The sequence below is a fragment of the Aquicoccus porphyridii genome (genome assembly GCF_008369105.1).
Taxonomy (GTDB): domain Bacteria; phylum Pseudomonadota; class Alphaproteobacteria; order Rhodobacterales; family Rhodobacteraceae; genus Aquicoccus; species Aquicoccus porphyridii.
Map to the genome: position 1 here is coordinate 34,346 of NZ_VINQ01000006.1, position 22,495 is coordinate 56,840.

Consider the following 22,495-nt stretch of genomic DNA (forward strand, 5'->3'; position numbering starts at 1 on the left):
TGCCCCGACTTTCGCCGGCATGCTTTGATCCGGGTCAAGGGAATCGTCTACACTCTGTGTGATCCTGACATGGCAAGGCAACCTCACCCCGCTCGAAGGAGCCAGAGATGACCCCGCACGCCCTGATCCGCACGTTGACGCCGCTGCTTGTCGCGGCGGGCCTCATCGCCACGCCCGCCATGGCCCAGCCCGATTGGGAACAGCGCCACCGCGACGGGCTGGCCGCCATCGTGCAGCAATGGCTCGACGCGCCGCATGGCGATTACGGCTCGCTCTCCTTCACCTACTGGAACAAGGACGGCGCCGTGCCCGAGGATTGTGCCGCCTGCCACTCGCAGCCCGGTTTTCTCGACCATCTCGGCGCCAACGGCTCTGCCCCCGGCACCGTCAACGCCCCCGCCGCGATCAACGCGCCGATCGGCTGCGCCTCCTGCCACACCGAAGCGGCCCACGCACTCGACGAGGTGACGTTCCCCTCGGGCGTATCCCTCACCGGGCTTGGCCCCGATGCCACCTGCATGACCTGTCACCAGGGCCGACATTCGGGCGACGACGTGGCAGCGGCGACCGAAGGGCTCGACGCTGATACCGTCTCCGCCGATCTGGGTTTCCTCAACATCCACTACGGCATCGCCGCGGCGGTGATCGGCGGGGCCGACCTGCGCGGCGGCTATCAGTATCCGGGCCAAAGCTATGCGGGAACCTCCACCCATGTGCCCAGCGCCAACACCTGCACCGACTGCCACGACCCGCACAGCACGCAGGTCATCGACACCGAAGGCTGCATGAGCTGTCACCGCGGCGTCGAGAACCTGCGCGACATCCGCATGCAGCACGGCGATTTCGACGGCGACGGCGACATCTCGGGCGGCATCCACGCCGAGATCACCGGCGTGCAGGCGCAGCTCGACACCGCCATCCGCACCTACGCATCCGAGGTGATCGGCACCCCGATCGGCTACGCCCCCGGCCGCTTCCCCTATTTCTTCACCGACAGCAACGGCAACGGCGTGATCGACGAGGACGAGGCGACCTTCCCCAACCGCTACCAGAGCTGGACCCCGCGCCTCCTCAAGGCCGCCTATAACTACCAGGCGGTCAAGAAAGACCCCGGCGGCTATGTCCACAACCCGCGCTACCTGCTGCAACTCCTGCATGACAGTCTCGCCGATCTGGGCACCGTGGTGGCGCTCGATCTGGGCGCGAATCGCAGACCCTGAAACGGATCACCATGACCGACACGCCCGCGCTGCCCACCGATCCGCATGCCAGCGCCGCACAGGACGTGCTGCGCGCGCTGGCCACCGACGACTCCGGCCTCACCACGCAAGAGGCGGAACGCCGCCGCGCCAGCCATGGCCCCAACCGCCTGCCCCGCGCGGCGCGGCGCAACCCGGTGCTGCGCTTCCTCGCGCATTTCCACAACGTGCTGATCTACGTGCTCCTGGGCGCGGCGCTCGTCACCGCGACCCTCGGCCATTGGATCGACACCGGCGTGATCCTCGCCGTGGTGATCGCCAACGCGGTGATCGGCTTCGTGCAGGAGGGCCGCGCCGAACAGGCGATGGAGGCGATCGACCGCATGCTCGCCCCCCGCGCCACGCTGCGCCGCGACGGCCACCGGGTCACGCTCGACGCGGCCGAACTGGTCCCCGGCGACATCGTCCAGATCGAGGCGGGCGACCTCGTCCCCGCCGACCTGCGCCTGATCGAGGCCCGCAGCCTCACCGCCGAAGAGGCCATCCTGACCGGCGAATCCATGCCGGTCGAGAAGAACACCGCCCCCGTCGCCCAAAACGCCGCCCTCGGCGACCGTCACCCGATGCTCTTTTCCGGCACGCTCGTCACCACCGGCACCGGGCGCGGCGTCGTCACCGCCACCGGCTCCGAGACCGAGATCGGCCGGATCAGCGGCATGATCGCCCGGGTCGAAACCCTGACCACGCCCCTTGTCGCCCAGATGGACCTGTTCGCGCGCTGGCTCACCGTCTTCATCCTGGTCGTCGCCGCGCTGCTTCTGACCTATGGCTATTTCATCGGCCACATGCCCTTTGCCGATCTCTTCATGATCGTGGTCGGCCTCTCGGTTGCGGCTATTCCCGAAGGGCTGCCCGCCGTGCTGACCATCACCCTCGCCGTAGGGGTGCAGGCCATGGCCAGACGCAACGCCATCGTCCGCCGCCTTCCGGCGATCGAAACGCTCGGCGCGGTCTCGGTGATCTGCTCGGACAAGACCGGCACCCTGACCCGCAACGAAATGATGGCGGCGCGGATCGTCACCGCCGGGCATGATTACGGGATCGACGGCACCGGCTATGATCCCTCGGGCACGATCCGCACCGATGATGGCACCGAAGCCGACACTGCCGACCCCCGGCTGGCCGAATGCGCCCGCGTGGCCGGGCTCTGCAATGACGCGGTGCTGAAACGATCCGACACCGGTTGGCATAGCCAGGGCGACCCGATGGAGGGCGCGCTCATCGCGCTCGCCGCCAAGATCACCCAACCGGCCCGGACCGACATCCATAGCGCCGAGGCCACGTTCAACGGCTGGGGTCGCGCCGACGCGATCCCGTTCGATGCCGCGCATCGCTACATGGCCACGCTCGACCGCACCCCCGAAGGCACCGCCCATATCCACGTCAAGGGCGCGCCCGAGGCCGTCCTCGCCCTCTGCGCCAACCAGCGCAGCGCCGACGGCACGACCGAACCGCTCGATCCGGCGTGGTGGCATGATCGGGTCGAAACCCTCGCCGCCGACGGACAGCGCGTGCTGGCGCTGGCCACCCGCACGGCGCCCGCGGATCACTCCGGCCTCCGCCACGCCGATCTCGACGGGCGGCTGACCCTTGTCGGCCTCGTGGGCCTCATCGACCCGCCCCGCCCCGAGGCGATCGCGGCGGTGGCCGACTGTCACGCCGCCGGCATCCGGGTCAAGATGATCACCGGCGACCACGCCGCCACCGCCCGCGCCATCGCCGCCAAGATCGGGCTCAGGAACACGGGCCGTGTTCTCACCGGCAACGATCTCGAAGCCATGGACGACGCCGCCCTCGCCGAAACGGTGGTCGAGACCGATATTTTCGCCCGCACCTCGCCCGAACACAAACTGCGCCTCGTCACCGCGCTGCAATCGCGCGGGCTCACCGTGGCGATGACCGGCGACGGGGTGAACGACGCCCCCGCCCTCAAACGCGCCGACGCGGGCATCGCCATGGGGCAAAAGGGCAGCGAAGCGACCAAGCAGGCCGCCGAGATCGTGCTCGCCGACGACAATTTCGCCTCGATCGCGGCCGCCGTGCGCGAAGGGCGCACCGTCTATGACAACATCAAGAAGGTGATAAGCTGGACCCTGCCCACCAATGGCGGCGAGGCGATGACCGTCATCCTCGCCCTTGCGCTGGGGATGAGCCTGCCGATCACCGCGGTCCAGATCCTCTGGATCAACCTCGTCACGGCGGTGACGCTGGGCCTCGCGCTGGCGTTCGAACCACCCGAGCCCGGCACCATGCGCCGCCCGCCCCGACCGCGCCACGCGCCCCTGCTCAGCGGCACATTGGTCTGGCAGGTCCTGTTCGTCTCGGCCCTGTTCGTCGCGGCGGTGTTCGGCATCTACGCCTATGCGATCGACAAGGGCCACCCGCTGGAACTGGCCCAGACCATGGCGCTCAACATGCTTGTCGTGCTCGAAATCGCCTATCTCTTCTACATCCGCAACCTGCACGGCGCCTCGCTCAACTGGCAGGCCGTCCGGGGAACGCCGGTGATCTGGACCTGCGTCATCACGGTGACGGCGGCGCAGTTTGCCGTGACCTATGTGCCGCTGCTCCAGACCGTGTTCGGAACCCGATCCGTGCCGCTCTCCGACGGGATGCTGATCGTGGGCCTGGGCGCGGTGTTTCTCGCGCTGATCGAGATCGAGAAACAGATGCGCCTCGCCTTCCGCGCCTCGGGCGACGAGGATGACCGCGCGCCGCGTTAACTTAATTCGGGTTAACCTTTTGCCCGCTCACCCGGCAGCCGGGCGGCAGCCGAATGTCAGCCGGATGTCACCCCCCCCCGATTTTTCGCAGAAAAATCGTGTTAACCACGCGGGACGCTGCGTGAAGGGGTCATTCACGATGATCTATTGCAGGACCAGCGCCGCGTCGATCCGCCGATCACGACCTTGCAGGACAAAGTCACGCAAAGCGCCCCCACCCTCGCGGATTTGCCGCTCCAACCCGCTGAAAACCTCGATGGCCCGGGCCGAACTGACTGAGGCGCTATGACCGCCGATATCCCCCTCATCGAGATCGGTGAAATCCACCACAGTCACGTCAAGCCCTTGAACAGCCTCGGAACTTTCGATCCTGCCCAGCCGCGGCTTGCGCCCGGTCAGGAACTCGGCAATGTTCAGAACCCGGTCTTTTTGCGACGTCATCACGATGAAGGGCTGCGGCAACTGGCCGATCGTCAATGCCTGTCGGCGAAACACGTCCGGGTCGATATCGGGCGACATCAGCACCACGCCCTCGATCGCATCCATGACGTGATGATCCCCCTTGAGCGCAAGCTGCCTGAGCGCCTCCATGGTCAGGTATCCCCCCATGGAATGCGCCAGGATCAATATCCTGTCCTGCCCTAACCCTCTCAATTCCCTCAGGAATTCCTCGAACCCGTCACGCGCGAAAAGCACGCTGTCACGATCATAGACATAGCCCCGCGGATCGCCTGCCGACGGCCACGAGAACAGCACCGCGGGCTCGTCGATGCCGAAATCATGCTTGATCTGCGCCAGCCGGAATGCCGCGTCCTCGGTCGTGTTGTTATAGCCATGGACGTAAAGCAGGATACCACCATCCGCCGTCCCCTCGCGCCGCAGAGTGCGCGTGAACTCATTCATTCCATTGAACATTTCAATCCCGAGCGGCGCAAAGAACCGCGCGGCATCGGCCACTCCCGAGGTGCGCTCGATCCTGCCCGCCTCATGCCCCGGGGGAATCGACACATCGACCTGGGCAAAATTGATCCGCGTACTGCGCCGTTCACCGAAGATCTGCCCCAGTTGACCGGGTGTGCGCTGCGTCGCCACGAAAATGCGTTCGACCGTGGCCCCGGAATAAGGCTCTGAAAAACCTGTCAATTCCGGCCGCGAACAGGCACCCAGAACAACCAACGCACCGAGCAACAGGATAGGGACAGCCCTGCGAATCACACCTTCAACTCCACAAAAGGGCCACGCTCACTCACACGCCATGGCACGGCTCACGTCATCCTCGTCACGATACGGCCCTAATGCCCGAGAGGCAAAGCCTTTGCCATCGAACCGCGTCACCATCACCCGACTCCAGTCCGCATCCGCCGTGACGATCTCGGGCCCCTGCCCGCAGTCGCGGATGCCGCCCGAGATGTAATCCCATCCGATCCGGTGATTGGTCAGGCCCGGTACATCCGCCATGTGCCGCAACCCATCGTCGCGGTCAAAGCTCCATATTCTCAGTACCTTGGCCAGGTGTGGCCGGTCGATATAGGCAATCTCCCGCACCCCGTCACCGTCGAAATCCGCCGCCCCCACTGGCGCCAGCCAACGGTTTGCGCGCCCGATGAACGGGGTCGCCGCGATCAGTCCGGTGCCGTCATAGACCGCCAGCCGCGCGCCGTGCGACATGTCGCTTTCCACCACGATGACCTCCGGGCGGCCGTCCCCCTCAAGATCGACGAGCCGCGGGGCCAGATCCTCGAACACGCGCGTCTCGGGCAAACGAATCGTCACCTTTCCGGTCTCCGTCCGCAAACAGCCGGCACACGGCCCCACGATCAGTTCCAGCGCACCCCATTCCACGTCATCGCCCAGAACACCATGCGCATAACGGGTCGTCGGCTCAGCATAGCGTGCCTCGCGAATCATGCCAGGCTCGGCCATCACGGCGTGCGCGACAAGGGCCAGAACCATCGCAAACGGCGCAACCGCCAGGCGCATCTAACGCCACCAGCGCGCCGACCGCGATCCGGCCCGCAGCATCAAATCTGTTTTTCAGGCATTTGCACGACCAACCCGTCAAGCGCATCGCTCACCTTGAGCTGACACGTGAGGCGCGAGCGGTCGGGATCGGGCTCATAGGCGAAATCGAGCATGTCCTCTTCCATATCCTCCCTGGGCGGAAGCTTGGCCACCCAGTCAGGGTGCACATAGACGTGACAGGTCGAACACGCACAGGCCCCACCGCAATCGGCCTCGATGCCGGGAATATTGTTGTCACGCGCACCTTCCATGACAGTCAGGCCATTGGCCACGTCAACGGTATGCTCGGTGCCGTTATGCTCGACATAGGTAATCTTGGCCATGGCGCTCGGGACTCCCTTTCTTGAAACTAGTCGGTGTTCTAGCCAAGCCATCCAGGGGCTGCCACCCCCATTTGCGACTCCCCCCGGGTAGGTCCTGCCTAAATCGACAAATATTCTGTTTCTGTTCTCGCTCGACACTCTTTTTCAAGCGGAGAGATCACATTCCCCCTCTCCGCATGGCCTGCCCGCCAATCGACTGCAAGCGCATCAATCCAGCACGCAGGCAACGGGGCGGCTTCACGATGAAAGCGGCTCCAGCCACCTGATCGTGGGAGAGATCCATGATAGCACCGGTCATCTTGACCATATGTCTGATCCAGACGACGACGCAGAGCCGCCCGATACGTCATCACTTTCACCGGCAGGCCAAACCAGCTAGTCTTGCATCAACAAAGCCAAAACGGGCCGGGCAGCCATGCGATTTCAAGTGACACGAGTTCTTGCCAGTCTTGCCGCCTTCGCCGCGCTCGGAGCCTGTGATACTCCCACCGACGAAGTGCTTCGAGGAGAACCCGCACTCGTCCAGACCCACGAAAAGGCCCCGCCCGGCGCAGCCCCCGGCACCTGCTGGGGCAAGGATGTCACGCCTGCCATCATCGAAACCGTGACTGACCGTATCCCGGTTCAACCGGCCGACATGCACGAAGACGGCACGATCAATGCCGAACCCGTCTACAGGCTCGAAACACGGCAGGCCATCGTGCAAGAGCGTCGCGAGCTTTGGTTCGAAACTCCTTGCGAAGACCAACTCACCCCGGATTTCGTCGCCTCGGTCCAGCGCGCACTGGCGGCGCGCGGCCTCTATCGCGGGGCAATCACCGGCGAGATGGACGCCCGCACACGCCGCGCGATCCGCCGGTTTCAGGCGCCAGAGGGGATCGACAGCGGAATCCTGTCTCTTGCCGCCGCGCGCAAGATGGGGCTGGTTGCGGTCCAACGCCCCGACGTGGAGTAGCAGCCTGATATTTGAACCCGGCCAATGAAAAAGGGCGGGATACGACCCGCCCTGTTCCAATTCTTTTGGTCGTCGAACGCAACTCTACTCGAGCGAAAGCGCCACGAACCGTGGATCGCCCGCCCGCCGCACAAGCAGCAGAAGCGATTTGCGGCCCGCCTCCCTGGCCTCGTCGATGCGATCTTCCAACTCCGTGATCGTGCTGACCTTTTGCTGACCGGCCTCGGTGATCAGATCGCCCGCGCGCAGCCCCTTTTCATAAGCTTCCGACATCTCGTCGATGTCGCGCACGACGAGCCCCTGCGCATCCGCGTCAAGATCCAGCTCACCACGCAACTCATCGGTCAGCGGGGCAAGCGTGAGGCCCATCATTTCCTTGTTTGTCGGGGCTTGTTCTTCCGGCGTATCTCCGCCGCCACCAGACTGCGCCGCTTCGGCTTCTTCCCGGCGGCCCAACACAACCTTGAGCGTCTGGGTCTTGCCTTCGCGAAACACCACGACGCGCACGCTCTTTCCGACGGGGGCATTGCCGACCTGCCGCACAAGGCCACGGGTGTCCTCGACATTGACCCCGTCGAAATTCATGATCACGTCCCCGGCCTCGATCCCGGCCTCCTTGGCCGGACCATCCGGAACATCGGTGACAAGCGCCCCGGCCACTTTCTCAAGTCCGATCGCTTCGGCCACATCGTCGGTGACGTCCTGAATACGCACACCCAGCCAACCGCGCCGCGTTTCGCCATATTCGCGCAACTGGTCGACCACCCGCGTGACCACGTTCGACGCCATCGAGAATCCGATCCCGATCGACCCGCCGCTGGGCGACAGGATCGCGGTGTTCACACCGATCACCTGGCCGTCCATGTTGAAAAGCGGCCCACCCGAATTGCCCCGGTTGATCGCCGCATCGGTCTGGATGTAATCGTCATAGGTTCCCGACAATGCGCGGTTACGCGCCGATACGATCCCGACACTGACCGAGAACCCCTGCCCCAGCGGATTGCCCACCGCCATGACCCAATCGCCGACACGCGCGCTGTCGCTGTCGCCGAATTTGACAAAGGGCAACGGCTTGCCCGCGTCGACCTTCAGCAATGCGATATCCGTATTTGGGTCGGTGCCAACCACTTCGGCCTTGAGTTCCTCTCCGGTGAAGAACTCGATGACGATCTCGTCGGCACTGTCGATGACGTGGTTGTTTGTCACCACGTAGCCATCCTCGGAAATCACGAAACCCGATCCGAGTGCCGATGACCGGCGCGGCCGCCCGTTGTCGCGATTGCGATCCTGAAATTCGCGGAAGAAATCCTCGAACGGGCTGCCCTCGGGCACGATTGGCCCCGGCCCGGTGCCCCGCGCAACCGCGGTCGAGGTGGTGATGTTGACAACAGCCGGACTCACCCTGTCGGTCAGATCGGCAAAACTGTTGGGCCGCGCATCGGCCTGAAGCGTATGGGCCATCAAGACAACGAATGTCAGAAGGCCGAGCCACAAAACCCGGAATGCGCCCGCGCCCCGGACCTGTTTGTTCCCCTCTTCAAGGGTCGGATTGATGGATGTTGCAATCGCGTGCTCTCTCACACCGAAATCTCCTTGGCTTTCCTGATTGGTCCTCTTCCCGTAACGGGATCTTTCACTCAAAGTCTAATCTAGGATAGACCCAGCGCAACACAATCCTCTGACATCTCGGTCAAGCCATCGTGAAGCCGCGTGTTTTGGGCCGTCACGCCCCCAGCATCTTGGCCAACCAGACCAAGACAAGGCCGGACAGGATTGCCAGAAACCCCAGAATGCGCCGTGCCTCCGGTGGCATCTGCCGCAAGACTTCGAGCATCTGCTCGACAAGCGAAGGGGCCAGTGCATAGACCAGCCCCTCCACGATCAGTACCAGCCCAAGAGCCAGAAGTGCCGTGCCGATCAATTCGACGCGTCCGAACCGTCGTCGGCCTCGGATTCGTTAGTGCCCGAGTTGATCGCATCTTCCTCAAGCCTCTGGCGTTCCTCCTCGGGCAGATCGGGCGATATCTCGCTTTTCGGCGCCATCTCTCGCAGGCTGTCGATGTCGATTTCGCCCATCGCAACCTTTCCGAGGCCCTCGGCACGCACCGCGTCGAACATCTGGCTGAGGAACCCGCTGTCGGGTGAAAACACGATGGTCGAGTTTTCCTTGTTCAACGACCGTTCCAGCGCCGTGAGCGAGCGGTAAAAGGCAAAGAACTCCGGATTGTTGCCAAAGGCTTCGGCATAGATCCGGTTACGCTCGGCATCGGCTTCACCACGGGTGATCTCGGCCTCGCGCTCGGCATTCGAAACCGTCTCGACCACGGTCCGGTCGGCCGCCGCGCGCACCCTTTGCGCCGCTTCGTTACCACGCGCGACCTCATCAGCGGCTTCACGCTCGCGCTCGGCCCGCATCCGGGCATAGGTCGCGGCAAGGTTCTGTTCCGGCAAGTTGGTCTGCTTGAGCCGCACATCCACGATTTCAATCCCCAGACCGGCCGCGCTCGATCGCGCCTGCGCCCGGATACGCAACGCCAATTCGCGACGCTGCGGTGACAGGATCGTGTTGGATGTCACCTGATCGGCCCCCAGAACCTCGCGGATCTGGGCGTTCAGGATCGACGACAGCCGGTCTTCGGCGGCACGAATGCCCCCAATGCCCACCGCCTGTCGAAATTGCACGACATCGGCAATCCGGTAGCGCGTGAAGGCATCGACCACCAGTCGACGATCATCCGACGGCGTCACCTCGATCGGGTCGGTATCGAGCGACAGGATACGCGCATCGTATCTCACAACATCCTGGATAAGCGGGATCTTCACGCCCAACCCAGGTTCCTCGACAACTTTCTTGATCTGCCCGAACTGCAGGACCAGCGCCTTTTCGCGTTCGTCCACAATGTAAAGCGCGGAGAGAATGCCCGCTCCGACAATCACAAGGATCGGGAGAATGAATGTGGTTTTGCGCATCAGTTCGATCCTCCTGTGCCCGATTGACCCGAGCGTCGCAATTCATTGAGCGGCAGGTAGGGCAAGACCCCTTGACCGCTATCTCCGACGCCTTCATCCAACAGGATCTTGTCCATCTGGCCCAACGTGCGCTCGACCGTTTCCAGATAGAGCCTGCGTTGCGTGACTTCGGGCGCCTGGTTGAATTCCTGCGCCACCGCGACAAAGCGGCTCGCCTCACCGATGGCTGCATTGACCACTTGGGCGCGATAACCCTCGGCTTCCTGGATAATCTGCGCCCCCGAACCACGCGCCTCGGCCAGAACCCGGTTGGCATAGGCATCCGCCTGCCGTTGCAACCGGTCGCGTTCCTGCTCGGCGGCCTGTACTTCGCGGAAGGCGTCGATCACATCGCGGGGCGGGTCGGCCGTGTCGAGGTTGACCCGGACCACCGTGATCCCGCTGGCATAGTCATTCAGCGTCGTCTGGATGTTCTCGCGGGCGGTATCGGCGATAATCCCCCGGTCGCGGTTGAGAATCGGAGCCAGGTTGCTGGCCGCGATGATCTCGCGCATGACCGCTTCCGACACCGCCTGAACCGTCAGTTGCGGATCACGAATGTTGAACAAAAGCTTGGCCGGATCGTTGATGTTCCATACCACCTGGAAGTCGATATCCACGATGTTGGCATCGGTGGTCAGCATAAGGCCATCACCGCCCGCGCCGCCGCGACCGCCGCCGATATTCTCGGTCCTCTCCGAGGTCACATTGACCACCTCGGCCGTCACGACCGGCCAGGGTGCAAAGTTGAGACCGGGATTGCCTGTGGAATAGTATTCGCCAAGAAACAACTCGACCGACTGTTCTTCGGGCTTGACCGTGTAGAAACTCGCGTAGAGCCAAAGCGCCAGAACCGCCAGAATCCCGATCCCGATCGAGCCGCGGTTGAGGCTCGGCCCCTGACCGCCGCCACCGCCGCCGCGCGCGCCGTCACCGCCGCCGCGCCCGCCCATGAGGACACGCAGTTGCTCCTGGCCCTTTTTCATCAGTTCGTCGATCTCGGGAATCTGCGGCTTGTCCTCACCGGGCCGCCGGCCCCCGCCTCCACGGGTGCCGCGGTCGTCATCGCCACCGCCACTCCCGTTATTTCCTCCGCCGCCCCATGGGCCGCCTGAATGTCCAGCCATTCAACTCTTCCTCTCTGCGTCGAACCGGTTCACCACACTACCTGTGCAATGCGCCGGAAATTTCAAGCCGCCCGCGTGGGCGATCTCATCGTTACGATCTCTTCGCTCATCGTCGGATGCACCGCCATGGTGCGATCAAAATCCTCTTTCGTGGCCCCCATCTTGACCGCGATCCCGGCAAGCTGGATCATTTCGCCAGCCCCCGGCGCAACGATATGGCAACCCAGAATCCGCCGCGTCTCGGCACAGACAACCAGCTTCATCATGCCCCGCGCCTCGCGACCCGCGAACAGCGTCTGCATCGGCCGGAACGAGGTGCAGTAGATCTCGACCGGCCCCTTGTCGCGCGCCTCTTCCTCGCTCATGCCGATCGTCCCGAACTCGGGCTGCGTGAAAATCGCCGTCGGGATCAGGTCGTGATCGGGTTTGGTCGGGTTGCCCTTGAACACGGTTTCGACAAAAGCCATCCCCTCACGGATCGCGACCGGCGTCAGGTTCACGCGATCGGTCACATCGCCCACCGCGTATACACTGGGCACGGATGTCTGGCCATAGTCATCCACGATGACCTCGCCCTTGCGGCCCAATTCGACCCCGATCTCCTCGAGCCCCATATCGGCGGTGTTGGGTGCGCGACCGGTGGCGAACATCACCACGTCGAAATCACGCTTGTCGCCATTGGTGGCTTTCACATGGATACCGTTAGCGGTCTTCTCCATCTCGATCACATCGGTCCCGAGATGAAGTTCGATCCCGTTCTGGATCATTTCCTCCGACACCAGCCCGCGCGCTTCCTCGTCGAAACCGCGCAGGATCTGCGCGCCACGGTAATACTGGGTCGTTTTCACCCCCAGCCCGTTCATCACACCGGCGAATTCGCACGCGATATAACCGCCGCCAACGATCAGCAGGGATTTGGGCAATTCCGGCAGGTGGAAAATCTCGTTCGAGGTGATGGCGTGTTCGTCACCGGGGATGCCCGCTTTCACCGGTCGCCCGCCCATCGCCAGAAGGATGTGTTTCGCACTCTTCCGCTCGCCGGTCGAAAGCTCGACCGTATGCGCATCGACCAGCCGCGCGCGGGCGTCGAACGTCTCGACCCCGGCCCCCGCCAGCAGATTGCGGTAAATCCCTTCCAGCCGGTCCAGTTCCGCCTCGAGCTGGCCATGGAATTTCATCCAGTCAAAGCCCCCGGCATGGACAGTCCAGCCATAGGCGGCGGCATCCTCGATCGCGGCGGAATATCCGCTGGCAAACACCATGAGCTTCTTGGGAACGCAGCCCCGGATCACGCAGGTGCCGCCATAACGGTCTTCCTCGGCCAAGGCGACCTTCGCCCCCGTCTCCGAAGCTGCCACACGGGCCGCGCGCACCCCGCCCGAGCCGCCGCCGATCACGAAAAGATCATAGTCGAATGCCATCTGCCGCACCTTTCCAGCCACGCGCCCCACATCTATTGCATCAGGCCCCGGTGTCTACCCCGTGCGGAACCCGCGCGCCTGTGAACCCGGAATTTTCGCAGGAAATTCGCCGATGCGCGCTCAATCCATGAGATCGGTAAAAAGATTGTCCTCTTCGACGAAATCGAGGCGATCTTCCTCGATCGTGCCTGCGTTGATGTCGCGCAGCTCGACCCGCCCGTCGCCGTACCCCACGACCACCACGTCACAGATATCGATGAAAAGCCCGTTCTCAACCACGCCGGGCATCTGGTTGAGGACCATGGCCAGTTGCCGCGCATTGCCGATCCGGCTCAGGTGCAGGTCGATGATGTGATTGCCCTCGTCGGTCATGAAGGGCACCTCGCCATTCATCCGAAGCGACGTCTGGCGGCCCAGAACATCCATGCTGATCAACGTCTCCTCGATCAGCGCCTTGGTGGTTTGCCAGCCAAACGGGATCACCTCGACCGGCAACGGAAACGCCCCCAGCGTCTCGACCTCCTTGCCGACATCGGCGATCACCACCATCTGGTCGCTCGCCGTCGCGACAATCTTTTCCTGCAAGAGCGCCCCGCCGCCACCCTTGATCAGGTTCAGATCGCCATCGAACTCATCTGCCCCGTCGATGGTGATGTCGAGCCATCTCGCCTCATCGAGGCTGATCACCTCGATGCCCACTTCGCGGGCCAATTCCGCCGTGCGGGTCGATGTCGGCACACCTTTGATCTTCAATCCGTCCTCGCGCACCATTTCGCCCAGACAGCGCACCAGCCACGCCGCCGTGCTGCCGGTGCCCAGCCCCACACGCATCCCGTCCTCGACCATGTCGGCCGCGCGCTTCGCGGCGACGAATTTCGCCTTGTCGATCGGTGAAAGTTCCCCAGCCATCACAGCCCCTTTCCTGACGTTGCACCGGCCTTATAGGTGACTTGCCGGCCTCAGGCGAGGGGCAAATGCCCACGGACTGGCATCGCCCGGGCCTCTCACCACCCAAAGAACGACACTGCCCCGACTGCGGCCAACTCGGCAACATCAGGCTGGCCCCAAGGCCCGCCTCCCTCGACCGCCAGCATGATTTGCCCGGCCAGAACGGCAACCCAGAACATGATCCACATCTTCGGCTTCTCCTTTGCGCCCCACGTTCCCGATTTGTTTCAAATCAAGCTTAACAACACGTCAACAGGCGCCGGGTCGTGGGTCGTCCCCGCGATGCCGCTTTCCTTGCATCGATGCGCAAAGCTTGGCCTATTGTTCCGGCATGACGAGCCCCTATCGCCTCTACTACGCCCCCGACAACGCGTCACTCATCGTGCGCCTTGCGCTCGATGAGCTGGCATTGCCCTATGAAACCTCGCTGGTCGATCGCGCCACCGGGGGACAGACGGCGCCGGGCTATCTCGCGCTCAACCCGCATGGGCTGATCCCCACGCTGGTTACGCCCGATGGCCCGATTTTCGAGACCGGCGCGATCCTCCTGTGGCTGGCCGACACCCATGGCGCGCTGGCCCCCGCACCGAGCGACCCCGACCGCGCGGCATTTCTCAAATGGCTGTTCTTTACCTCGAACACGCTTCATGCGAGCCTGCGCATGTTGTTCTATCCTGCCAAATACACCGGACCCGATCCCGCGGCCCAGGCGGCGTTGCGCGCCCGGACCAAGACCAGCCTCACCACCCATCTCGCCCGGCTCGACGATCTTGCCGCGACCGGCGCGCCCGTGCTGGGCGGCATTCCGCTAACCATGCTCGATCTTTACGTCTGTGCCTGCCTGCGCTGGATGGCGCTCTATCCCGAAGGCGAAACCGCCTGGTTCTCGCTCGGTCAAACGCCGCATCTGGCCCATCTCGCGGCGCGAATCGAACAGCGCAACAGCGTGAAACGCGCAATCCGGGCCGAGGGGCTCGGTTCGACCCCGTTCACCGCCCCCTCGATCGCCACCCCACCAGAAGGATCACCAACCTAGATGTTTCTTTCCGTCTTCGAGATATTCAAGATCGGCGTCGGCCCGTCCTCGTCACACACCATGGGTCCGATGGTGGCCGCCGGCCGTTTTCTCGACCTGATACGCGCCGCGCCGTTCGATGTCGCGGGGCTGCGCGGATCGTTGCATGGCTCTCTGGCCTTCACCGGGGTTGGTCACGCCACCGACCGCGCCACCATTCTTGGCCTCGCCGGGTTCCTGCCGGAAAGCTATGACCACGCGCAAGCCGAAGAAACCCTCGCCGCGATTCGCGAAAGCGGCAAGGTGACGCCGCCGGGCCTGCCCACGCTGAACTTCCGGCCCAAGGACGACCTGACCTTCGATTACGGCCCCGCCCTGCCCGGCCATGCCAACGGCATGATCCTGATGGCCACCGACGCCCAGGGCGACGTGATCCTGCAAGAGACCTATTACTCCGTCGGCGGCGGCTTCGTGCTCACCGAAAAGGAACTGGCCGCGGGCAAGGACACCGATACCGGCCCGCCCGTCCCCTACCCGTTCAAGAGCGCGGCCGAGATGCTCGACATGGCCAAGACCTCGGGCAAGTCCGTCGCGCAGATGAAGCGCGCAAACGAGATCTCGCGCGGTTGTTCTCAATCCCTTGCCGAAGGCACCGCGCGGCTCTGGCAGGTGATGGATGATTGCATCACCCGCGGTCTCGACACCGAGGGCGAATTGCCCGGCGGGTTGCGCGTCAAACGCCGCGCCAAGGCGATCCGCGAACAGCTTGAGGCCGAGCGCGGCATGAACCTCAACGCGCCGCACACGATCAACGACTGGATTTCGACCTATGCCATGGCGGTGAACGAGGAGAACGCCGCCGGGGGACAGGTCGTGACCGCCCCCACCAACGGCGCGGCGGGGGTGATGCCCGCGGTGATCCGCTACTGGCTCGATCATGTGCCGGGTGCAGCACCTTCGAAGATCGAGGATTTCCTGCTCACCGCCGCCGCCATTGGCGGGCTGGTGAAATACAATGCCTCGATTTCGGGCGCCGAGGCCGGTTGCCAGGCCGAGGTCGGCTCCGCCGCCGCCATGGCCGCCGCCGGGCTCTGCGCGGTGATGGGCGGCAGCCCCGAACAGGTGGAAAACGCCGCCGAAATCGCGCTCGAACATCACCTCGGCATGACCTGCGACCCGGTCAAGGGGCTGGTGCAGGTGCCCTGCATCGAACGCAACGGACTGGGCGCGATCAAGGCCATCTCGGCCGCCTCGCTCGCCCTGCGCGGCGACGGCACCCATTTTGTGCCGCTCGATTCCGCGATCGAGACGATGCGCCAGACCGGGCAGGACATGCACGAGAAATACAAGGAAACCTCGCTCGGCGGTCTGGCCGTGAACGTGCCCAATTGCTGATCCCTCAGACGGCCGGTTGACGCCCGTGTCGGCGCTCGCGCCGTGCGTTTTCCCTGTACCCACCCAGGATTGACGCCCCCGGCTCCACCCTCTAAGCCGGGCTGTCCCCATAAGCGAGCCCTCCATGACCGACCGCACCACCCTCGGCATCCTCCTCATGATCGGCTTTTCGATCGTGGCCCCGGTGATGGACAGCTTTGCCAAGGCCACGCCCGAAGAGGTGCCGGTGCTGCAAATCCTCGCCGCCCGCTTCGGCATCCAGGCGTTCCTGCTCCTGCCTATCGCGTTCTGGATGCAACACGCGCACCGCCCCGGGCGCGGCGAACTCGGGTTGCATGTCGTGCGGGCGCTGCTGATCCTTGTCGCCACCGGCTGTTTCTTCACCGCCCTGCGCTTCATGCCGATCGCCAACGCGATTGCCATCTTCTTTGTCGAACCCTTCATCCTGACGCTGATGGGCGGACTGTTTCTGGGCGAGGCGATTGGCCCGCGCCGGATCATCGCCTGCCTCGTGGGGTTTGCCGGGGCGATGCTGGTGATCCAGCCAAGCTTTGCCGATCTGGGTCCGGTCACGCTCCTGCCCATAGTCACGGCCTTCTGCTTCGCATTCTACATGGTGCTGACCCGGCAGATGGCCACGCGCACCCACCCGCTGGCGCTTCAGGGCTATACCGCCATCGCGGCGATGCTCTTCATCGTGCCGTTGCTCTGGGGCTTTGACGGGTCGGACATTGCCGCGCTCGATCCGGTCTGGCCGCGCGGATTGGCGGTCTGGACCCTGCTGGGCGTCGGGATCGTCTCCACCATCTCGCATCTTTTCATCAGCTTCGCACTGCGCTTTACCCCGGCGGCCACCATCGCACCGCTGCAATATCTCGAAATCGTCTTTGCCACGATCCTGGGCTATTACATCTTTGCCGATATTCCCGACCGCCTGACCGTGCTGGGGGCCACCATCATCGTGGGATCGGGCCTTTACGTCTTTGCCCGCGAACGCGCCTTGGGCCGCCCGGCGCGCCGTCCACCCCCTGCCCCCTGAAGCAAACAGGGCCGCGACGGTATTACGCCCTTCATGCGCGATTGCCACGCCGCGCAATTGCCCCTAGCGTATCCGGATGAACACGGACCGCCCGCTTCTCGGCATCGCGTTGATGCTCGGATTTTGCATCATGGCGCCGATGGCCGACGCGGTGGCGAAACTGCTCGGCCAATCGGTGCCCGTGGGGCAGCTCGTGCTGATCCGCTTTCTCGTGCAAGTCCTGTTGCTGCTGCCCTTCCTCATGCTGGGCCTGCGCCCGTGGCGGATACGCGGACGCATCCTGCATCTCGTCATGTTGCGCACGCTCCTGCATATCCTCGGGATCGGGTTGATGGTCTCGGCGCTGCAATACCTGCCGCTGGCCGATACCGTCGCCATCGCCTTTGTCATGCCGTTCATTCTCCTGCTACTGGGGCGCTTCTTTCTGGATGAAGAGGTCGGGCGGCGGCGCTTTATCGCCTGTATGGTGGGCTTTTCCGGCACGCTTCTCGTGATCCAGCCAAGCTTTGCCGCCGTCGGCTGGCCCGCCCTCCTGCCGCTGGGCGTCGCGGTGAATTTCGCTCTCTTCATCCTCGTCACCCGCAAGATCGCCCGCGACACCGACCCGATCGGGCTTCAGGCCGTCAGCGGCGCCATGGCCGTCCTGTTCATGGCCCCGCTGTTGTGGCTCTTCGGGGGCAACGGCACCGGCCTGCTCGACACGATCCGTCCCGATGCCACCGAATGGGCGCTGCTATTGGCCATCGGGGTTCTGGGCACGCTGGCCCATCTGCTCATGACATGGTCCCTGCGCTATGCACCGTCGGCCACGCTCGCCCCGATGCAATATCTCGAAATTCCGGTCGCCGCGGTTCTGGGCTGGATCGTGTTTCGCGATTTTCCCAACGGGCTGGCCATGGCGGGTATCCTCGTCACCATCGCGTCCGGGCTCTACATCATGATGACGGAACGCAGGGCCAGCGCACGGCCTCTGCCCCCGTCAGGCCCGCAATCACCGCTTCCAGCGCCCGCGCCGGCAGAATAGCCAGCATCGCGGGCGCACTGACCTCGATCTCCACCGGCCCCGATACCGCGTTCGAAGTACCGATCCGTACCCCCGGCGCGAACCCGATATCATCCAACGGCCAGCGCAAGCCGAGCGACCGCGCCCGCACCTCGCCCAGCGGGAACAGCGAAAACCGGCTGCCCTGTGGCAAGGACAGGCACAGCGCGGGCGGCATCAGGAAGACAAGATCGCGTTCCCCCAAAAGCAGACAGGGGCGATCGGCATGGCGCATCAGCCCGTGAAACGCCGCCAGTTGATGATCGACCCGTCCGCCGCCGAACCCCACGCCGATCACCAGCGGCGCGCAGATATTGCGCAGGCATTTCTCGAAATCGGTGCTGTCCTGTTCCGTGATCCGGTGCAATCGTGCCGGTGGAATGCGCGCCCGCGCCGCTTCGGGAATCGAATCGAAATCGCCGATCACCGCGTCCGGCATGATCCCATGATCCAGCGCCACCTGTGCCGCCCCGTCCGCGGCAACCACCGCCGGAGCCTGAACAATCGCCCGCCGCAGCACGGTTTCTTTCACGGTTCCGCAACCAATCAACGTGACTGGACGGCTTTCATCAACAATCGCCTCATTCATTGGCGATTTACCCCCTCTTCAGGAAACAGACCACATTCTTGTCACAAAATGATACGGTAAACATCCAAGATTCGGGCAGCTTTGGTCTCCGTGGGGTGGTTATAACTTTAGCCAAGTAACATATCTTTGGGCGAGCATCATTATGGTTAACACGAACAAGATCCTGACAGTCTCTTACGGCACCTTCTCGTGCACGTTGGAAGGTTTCGACGATTCTTTCGGGACCATGAAGGCCATCGCAGAGTATTTTCGTGATCTGGCTTCCGACGACCGTTATTTCGGCGCCGAGCCGCCGACGCCCGATGCCGAGATGCTGGCCCGGATCGCCGAACGCGAGATCGAACGCCGCGTCGATGCCCATTTCGACCAGAACAGGATCGTCCTGCGCGCCGGCCCCGGCAGCACCCTGACCGCCGCCGCGGCCGCTGACCCCGAGGCCGAAAAGGATGAGATCACGGATGACGCGACCGAGAACCTGACTCCCCGCGACAATGACCAGACCCGGCCCGAGCAGCCGAGCGAACCGCGAGAGACCGAACAACTCGCCGAGGCCCCCACCGCGCCGGAGGCAATCGAGGCCGCCCCAAACACGCCCGACTCCGCCGCCAAAGACCCGGTCGGACACAAAGCTGACGACGCATCCCCGCAAGAAGGCGAATCCGCCACGCAGCTGGATGCGCCGATACACGCGCCGATTCCCGCCGCAGGCCCGGAACCCGAAAGTGTCGCCGCCAAGCTTCAGCGCATCCGCGCCGTCGTCTCGCAGGCCGAAACCGCGGATACGCCGACCGCCGCCTATTCCGAGGACGAGCACGCCGACGATCTCCTCTCCGAAGCCCATGACGACATCGAAGCGGCGATGGATATCGACGACGAAACCGAAATGCGCCGGTCCGACTTCGACGATTCCGATGAGGACACAAGCAACGAGAACGACACCATCTCGTCCCTGCTGGCGCGTTTCGACACGCCCGATGATGACGACGAGGATCTGTTCGACGAAACCGAGGATGAGGCCCTCACCTTTGACATCGGCGACGATGAGATCGAAGCCGATCAGCCCGCAAGCGATACGCCGCCGGTTCGCGCCCGCGTCATCAAGATGAAGCGCGCCGAATTCGAGGCGGCCATCGCCGATGGCAAAATCGAAGACGACGACGCGGCGGCAGATACCGAAGCCGAAACGGACCTCTCGCCCGAGGACGAGGCCGACCTGCTGCGCGAACTGGCCGCCGTCGAGGCCGAATTGACCATATCCACTGACGACGGGCATGGCGATACCGCCGCGGATGACGATGAGGACAACCGCTCCTCTCTGATCGACGAAAGCGAAGACGACGAATTTGACGAGGACGAAACCGGCGAGGATAGCATCAACTTCTTCGCCGATGAGGAAGACGACACGACCGATCGCACCACCCCGTTTGCCGGCTCCGACGCCGAGTCCGAAATGGGCCGCATCTTCAAGGAAACCGACGTCCATCTCAACGAGGAAACCGGCCGCGGTCGGCGCAACGCCATCGCCCACCTGCGCGCCGCCGTAGAGGCCAACAAGGCCGAGATCGGCGCCGGCGGCGATCTGGCGGGCGAAGGCCCCGATTCCGAGGCCTATCGCGACGATCTCGCCAGCGTCGTGCGTCCGCGTCGCCCGCAGGCTCACGATCAGGCCGACCGCTCGCGTCGCCCCGGAACCGCACGGCCGGCCCCGCTCAAGCTTGTCGCCGAGCAACGGGTCGATCTGGGTGACGCAGAGCCCGCCCCCGTGCGCCCGCGCCGGGTGCAGGTCGCCACCGCCACCCATGCCGAGATTGCAGCGGCAACCAGCGATTTCGCCGAATATGCCGATACCGTCGGCGCAACGAGCCTGCCCGAGCTTCTCGAAGCGGCAGCAGCCTATCTCTCCTTCGTGGAAGGCCGCGAACAATTCTCACGCCCGCAGCTCATGACCCATGTGCGCCAGGCCGAGAAAAACGATTTCAGCCGCGAAGACGGTCTGCGCAGCTTTGGCCAGCTTCTGCGCGAAGGCAAGATCGTCAAACTCAAGGGCGGCCGCTTCACCGCGTCCGACAGCATCTCCTACCGCCCCGACGCGCGCTACGCAGGCGAATAAAGCCCCGTGATATAAACGAAAAACGGCGCCCTGAGATCGGGGCGCCGTTTCGCATTCACCGGGGCATTCGCCCCGATTCTCAGACCTTTTGCTGGGTGTATTGGCGCAATTCCTTGCGCGCCACCTGGCGGCGGTGCACCGCGTCGGGCCCATCGGCAAGGCGCAGCGTGCGCACCTGCGTCCACGCGATGGCCAGCGGGGTATCCTGGCTGACACCACCCCCGCCATGAAGCTGCACCGCCTCGTCGATCACCTGCAACGCCGTCAGCGGCGCCACCACCTTGATCATCGAAATCCACGGTGCCGCGGCCCTTGCGTCACCCTGGTCCATCATCCACGCCGCCTTGAGACAGAGCAGCCGCGCCTGTTCGATCTCCATCCGTGCATTGGCGATGATGTCGTAGTTCGCGCCCAGATGCGCGATCGGCTTGCCAAAGGCCTCGCGTTCCAGCGACCGCTTGCACATCCGCTCCAGCGCCGCTTCAGCCTGACCGATGGCGCGCATGCAATGGTGAATGCGCCCCGGGCCAAGCCGCCCCTGCGAAATCTCGAAACCCCGGCCCTCGCCGAGGATCATGTGATCGGCCGGAACCCGCACATCGGTAAAGCGGATATGCATATGCCCGTGCGGCGCATCGTCATGGCCATAAACCTGCAACGGGCGCAGGATCTCGATCCCCTTCGTGTCGGCCGGGACCACGATCATCGAATGCTGCTGGTGCTTGGGCATGTCGTCGGTGCCGGTCTTGACCATGGTGATATAGACCGAACAACGCGGATCGCCTGCCCCCGACGACCACCATTTCTCGCCGTTCAGAACATAATCATCGCCATCGCGCACGCACGACATCGAGATGTTGGTCGCGTCCGAACTGGCCACATCCGGCTCGGTCATGAGGTAGGCCGATCGGATCTCTCCCGCAAGCAGCGGCGTAAGCCATTTTTCCTTCATCCAGTCGGCGCCATAGCGTTCCAGCACCTCCATGTTTCCGGTATCGGGAGCGGAACAGTTGAACACCTCGGCGCCCAGCGGCGTCTTGCCCATTTCTTCGGCGAAATAGGCGTATTCCACGGTTTTGAGGCCGAACCCGCGTTCACTGTCGGTCAGCCAGAAATTCCACAGCCCCCGCTCCCTGGCCTTGGCCTTGAGGCTTTCGAGAATCTCGAACTGCCGGTCGGTATATTGCCAGCGGTCGCCCTTGCCGATCTCGGCGTGATATTCCTCCTCCAGCGGCATGACCTCGTTACGGATCATGTCGCGCACCTTTTCGAGAAGCGGCATATGCTCCTCGCGCATCCCCAGATTCATTTCCATCTTGGATTCCTCTCCTCTCAACGCGTCTCCACCAAAGTAGAAGCCCCGCTTGACCGAGAGTAAAGGGCGCTTGGCAAATGCCGTTACGTCGTGGCGCGGGGTCTGCCCCTGCGCCCGATACCCGTCACATCGCTGTCACCTATCGGTGGCAGTCTGACCACAATTTTCGATTCCCCATTTCAAACGCTCCGCGGCGACCTTTC

The 22,495-nt window shown here is 63.8% G+C and carries 20 protein-coding genes; 8 read left to right on the plus strand and 12 right to left on the minus strand.

The window, feature by feature from the left end:
* Positions 1-107 precede the first annotated feature (107 nt).
* A complete protein-coding gene (locus FLO80_RS09910) occupies positions 108-1,220 on the plus strand; it encodes a cytochrome c3 family protein (protein ID WP_111367896.1) in 1,113 nt (370 codons plus the stop codon).
* An 11-nt stretch (positions 1,221-1,231) separates the two neighbouring features.
* The gene (locus FLO80_RS09915) at positions 1,232-3,982 is read left to right on the plus strand and encodes a cation-transporting P-type ATPase (protein ID WP_111367898.1); all 2,751 of its coding nucleotides are present in this window, start codon (positions 1,232-1,234) and stop codon (positions 3,980-3,982) included.
* A 144-nt stretch (positions 3,983-4,126) separates the two neighbouring features.
* Here the strand turns inward: FLO80_RS09915 and FLO80_RS09920 are convergent, their stop codons facing one another.
* From FLO80_RS09920 to FLO80_RS09930, 3 genes are read right to left on the minus strand one after another with little or no spacing between them, the layout of a single operon-like run.
* A complete protein-coding gene (locus FLO80_RS09920; protein WP_111367900.1) occupies positions 4,127-5,170 on the minus strand; it encodes an alpha/beta hydrolase in 1,044 nt (347 codons plus the stop codon).
* A 54-nt stretch (positions 5,171-5,224) separates the two neighbouring features.
* The gene (locus FLO80_RS09925) at positions 5,225-5,962 is read right to left on the minus strand and encodes an FG-GAP repeat domain-containing protein (protein ID WP_246156643.1); all 738 of its coding nucleotides are present in this window, start codon (positions 5,960-5,962) and stop codon (positions 5,225-5,227) included.
* A 41-nt stretch (positions 5,963-6,003) separates the two neighbouring features.
* On the minus strand, positions 6,004-6,327 hold the full coding sequence (locus FLO80_RS09930; RefSeq protein WP_111367902.1) for a 2Fe-2S iron-sulfur cluster-binding protein: 324 nt from the start codon (positions 6,325-6,327) through the stop codon (positions 6,004-6,006).
* Between the two features lie 427 nt (positions 6,328-6,754).
* On the opposite strand from FLO80_RS09930, the gene FLO80_RS09935 reads away from it, so the two are divergent.
* A complete protein-coding gene (locus FLO80_RS09935; RefSeq protein ID WP_246156644.1) occupies positions 6,755-7,282 on the plus strand; it encodes a peptidoglycan-binding domain-containing protein in 528 nt (175 codons plus the stop codon).
* An 84-nt stretch (positions 7,283-7,366) separates the two neighbouring features.
* On the opposite strand, the gene FLO80_RS09940 is transcribed toward FLO80_RS09935, so the two are convergent.
* From FLO80_RS09940 to FLO80_RS23370, 7 genes are all read right to left on the minus strand, one after another.
* Positions 7,367-8,743, minus strand: a complete 1,377-nt coding sequence (locus FLO80_RS09940; RefSeq protein ID WP_111368191.1) for a DegQ family serine endoprotease — start codon at positions 8,741-8,743, stop codon at positions 7,367-7,369.
* Positions 8,744-9,005: 262 nt separating this feature from the next.
* Complete coding sequence (locus FLO80_RS09945) at positions 9,006-9,203, minus strand: DUF2065 domain-containing protein (protein ID WP_188078260.1); 198 nt, start codon at positions 9,201-9,203, stop codon at positions 9,006-9,008.
* Entirely contained in the window at positions 9,200-10,252 is a 1,053-nt protein-coding gene (gene hflC / locus FLO80_RS09950; RefSeq protein ID WP_111367906.1) for a protease modulator HflC, read from the minus strand. Before hflC ends, FLO80_RS09945 begins: the two co-directional genes overlap by 4 nt.
* Complete coding sequence (gene hflK, locus FLO80_RS09955; protein ID WP_111367908.1) at positions 10,252-11,418, minus strand: FtsH protease activity modulator HflK; 1,167 nt, start codon at positions 11,416-11,418, stop codon at positions 10,252-10,254. Before hflK ends, hflC begins: the two co-directional genes overlap by 1 nt.
* A 62-nt stretch (positions 11,419-11,480) precedes the next feature.
* Positions 11,481-12,839, minus strand: coding sequence for a glutathione-disulfide reductase (gor, locus tag FLO80_RS09960; RefSeq protein WP_111367910.1), 1,359 nt, complete (start codon positions 12,837-12,839; stop codon positions 11,481-11,483).
* Positions 12,840-12,959: 120 nt separating this feature from the next.
* Complete coding sequence (rpiA, locus tag FLO80_RS09965) at positions 12,960-13,748, minus strand: ribose-5-phosphate isomerase RpiA (protein WP_111367912.1); 789 nt, start codon at positions 13,746-13,748, stop codon at positions 12,960-12,962.
* A 95-nt stretch (positions 13,749-13,843) separates the two neighbouring features.
* Complete coding sequence (locus FLO80_RS23370; protein ID WP_281286990.1) at positions 13,844-13,975, minus strand: hypothetical protein; 132 nt, start codon at positions 13,973-13,975, stop codon at positions 13,844-13,846.
* Positions 13,976-14,118: 143 nt separating this feature from the next.
* Between FLO80_RS23370 and FLO80_RS09970 the strand changes: the two genes are divergently transcribed.
* The 4 genes from FLO80_RS09970 (at position 14,119) to FLO80_RS09985 (ending at position 18,260) form a co-directional block, all read left to right on the plus strand.
* Positions 14,119-14,823 (plus strand): glutathione S-transferase family protein, encoded by a 705-nt coding sequence (locus FLO80_RS09970; RefSeq protein WP_111367914.1) that lies wholly within the window; start codon positions 14,119-14,121, stop codon positions 14,821-14,823.
* The gene (locus FLO80_RS09975; RefSeq protein WP_111367916.1) at positions 14,824-16,197 is read left to right on the plus strand and encodes an L-serine ammonia-lyase; all 1,374 of its coding nucleotides are present in this window, start codon (positions 14,824-14,826) and stop codon (positions 16,195-16,197) included. It abuts the gene before it with no gap.
* 124 nt (positions 16,198-16,321) lie between these two features.
* Complete coding sequence (locus FLO80_RS09980; RefSeq protein ID WP_111367918.1) at positions 16,322-17,236, plus strand: DMT family transporter; 915 nt, start codon at positions 16,322-16,324, stop codon at positions 17,234-17,236.
* A 76-nt stretch (positions 17,237-17,312) separates the two neighbouring features.
* Entirely contained in the window at positions 17,313-18,260 is a 948-nt protein-coding gene (locus FLO80_RS09985) for a DMT family transporter (protein WP_111367920.1), read from the plus strand.
* On the opposite strand, the gene FLO80_RS09990 is transcribed toward FLO80_RS09985, so the two are convergent.
* A complete protein-coding gene (locus FLO80_RS09990) occupies positions 18,172-18,867 on the minus strand; it encodes a thiamine diphosphokinase (protein ID WP_111367922.1) in 696 nt (231 codons plus the stop codon). The two genes, FLO80_RS09985 and FLO80_RS09990, sit on opposite strands and share 89 nt — an antisense overlap.
* A 142-nt stretch (positions 18,868-19,009) precedes the next feature.
* On the opposite strand from FLO80_RS09990, the gene FLO80_RS09995 reads away from it, so the two are divergent.
* Positions 19,010-20,977, plus strand: a complete 1,968-nt coding sequence (locus FLO80_RS09995; RefSeq protein ID WP_111367924.1) for a hypothetical protein — start codon at positions 19,010-19,012, stop codon at positions 20,975-20,977.
* A 79-nt stretch (positions 20,978-21,056) separates the two neighbouring features.
* Here the strand turns inward: FLO80_RS09995 and FLO80_RS10000 are convergent, their stop codons facing one another.
* Complete coding sequence (locus FLO80_RS10000; RefSeq protein ID WP_111367926.1) at positions 21,057-22,292, minus strand: acyl-CoA dehydrogenase family protein; 1,236 nt, start codon at positions 22,290-22,292, stop codon at positions 21,057-21,059.
* Positions 22,293-22,495: the final 203 nt, after the last annotated feature.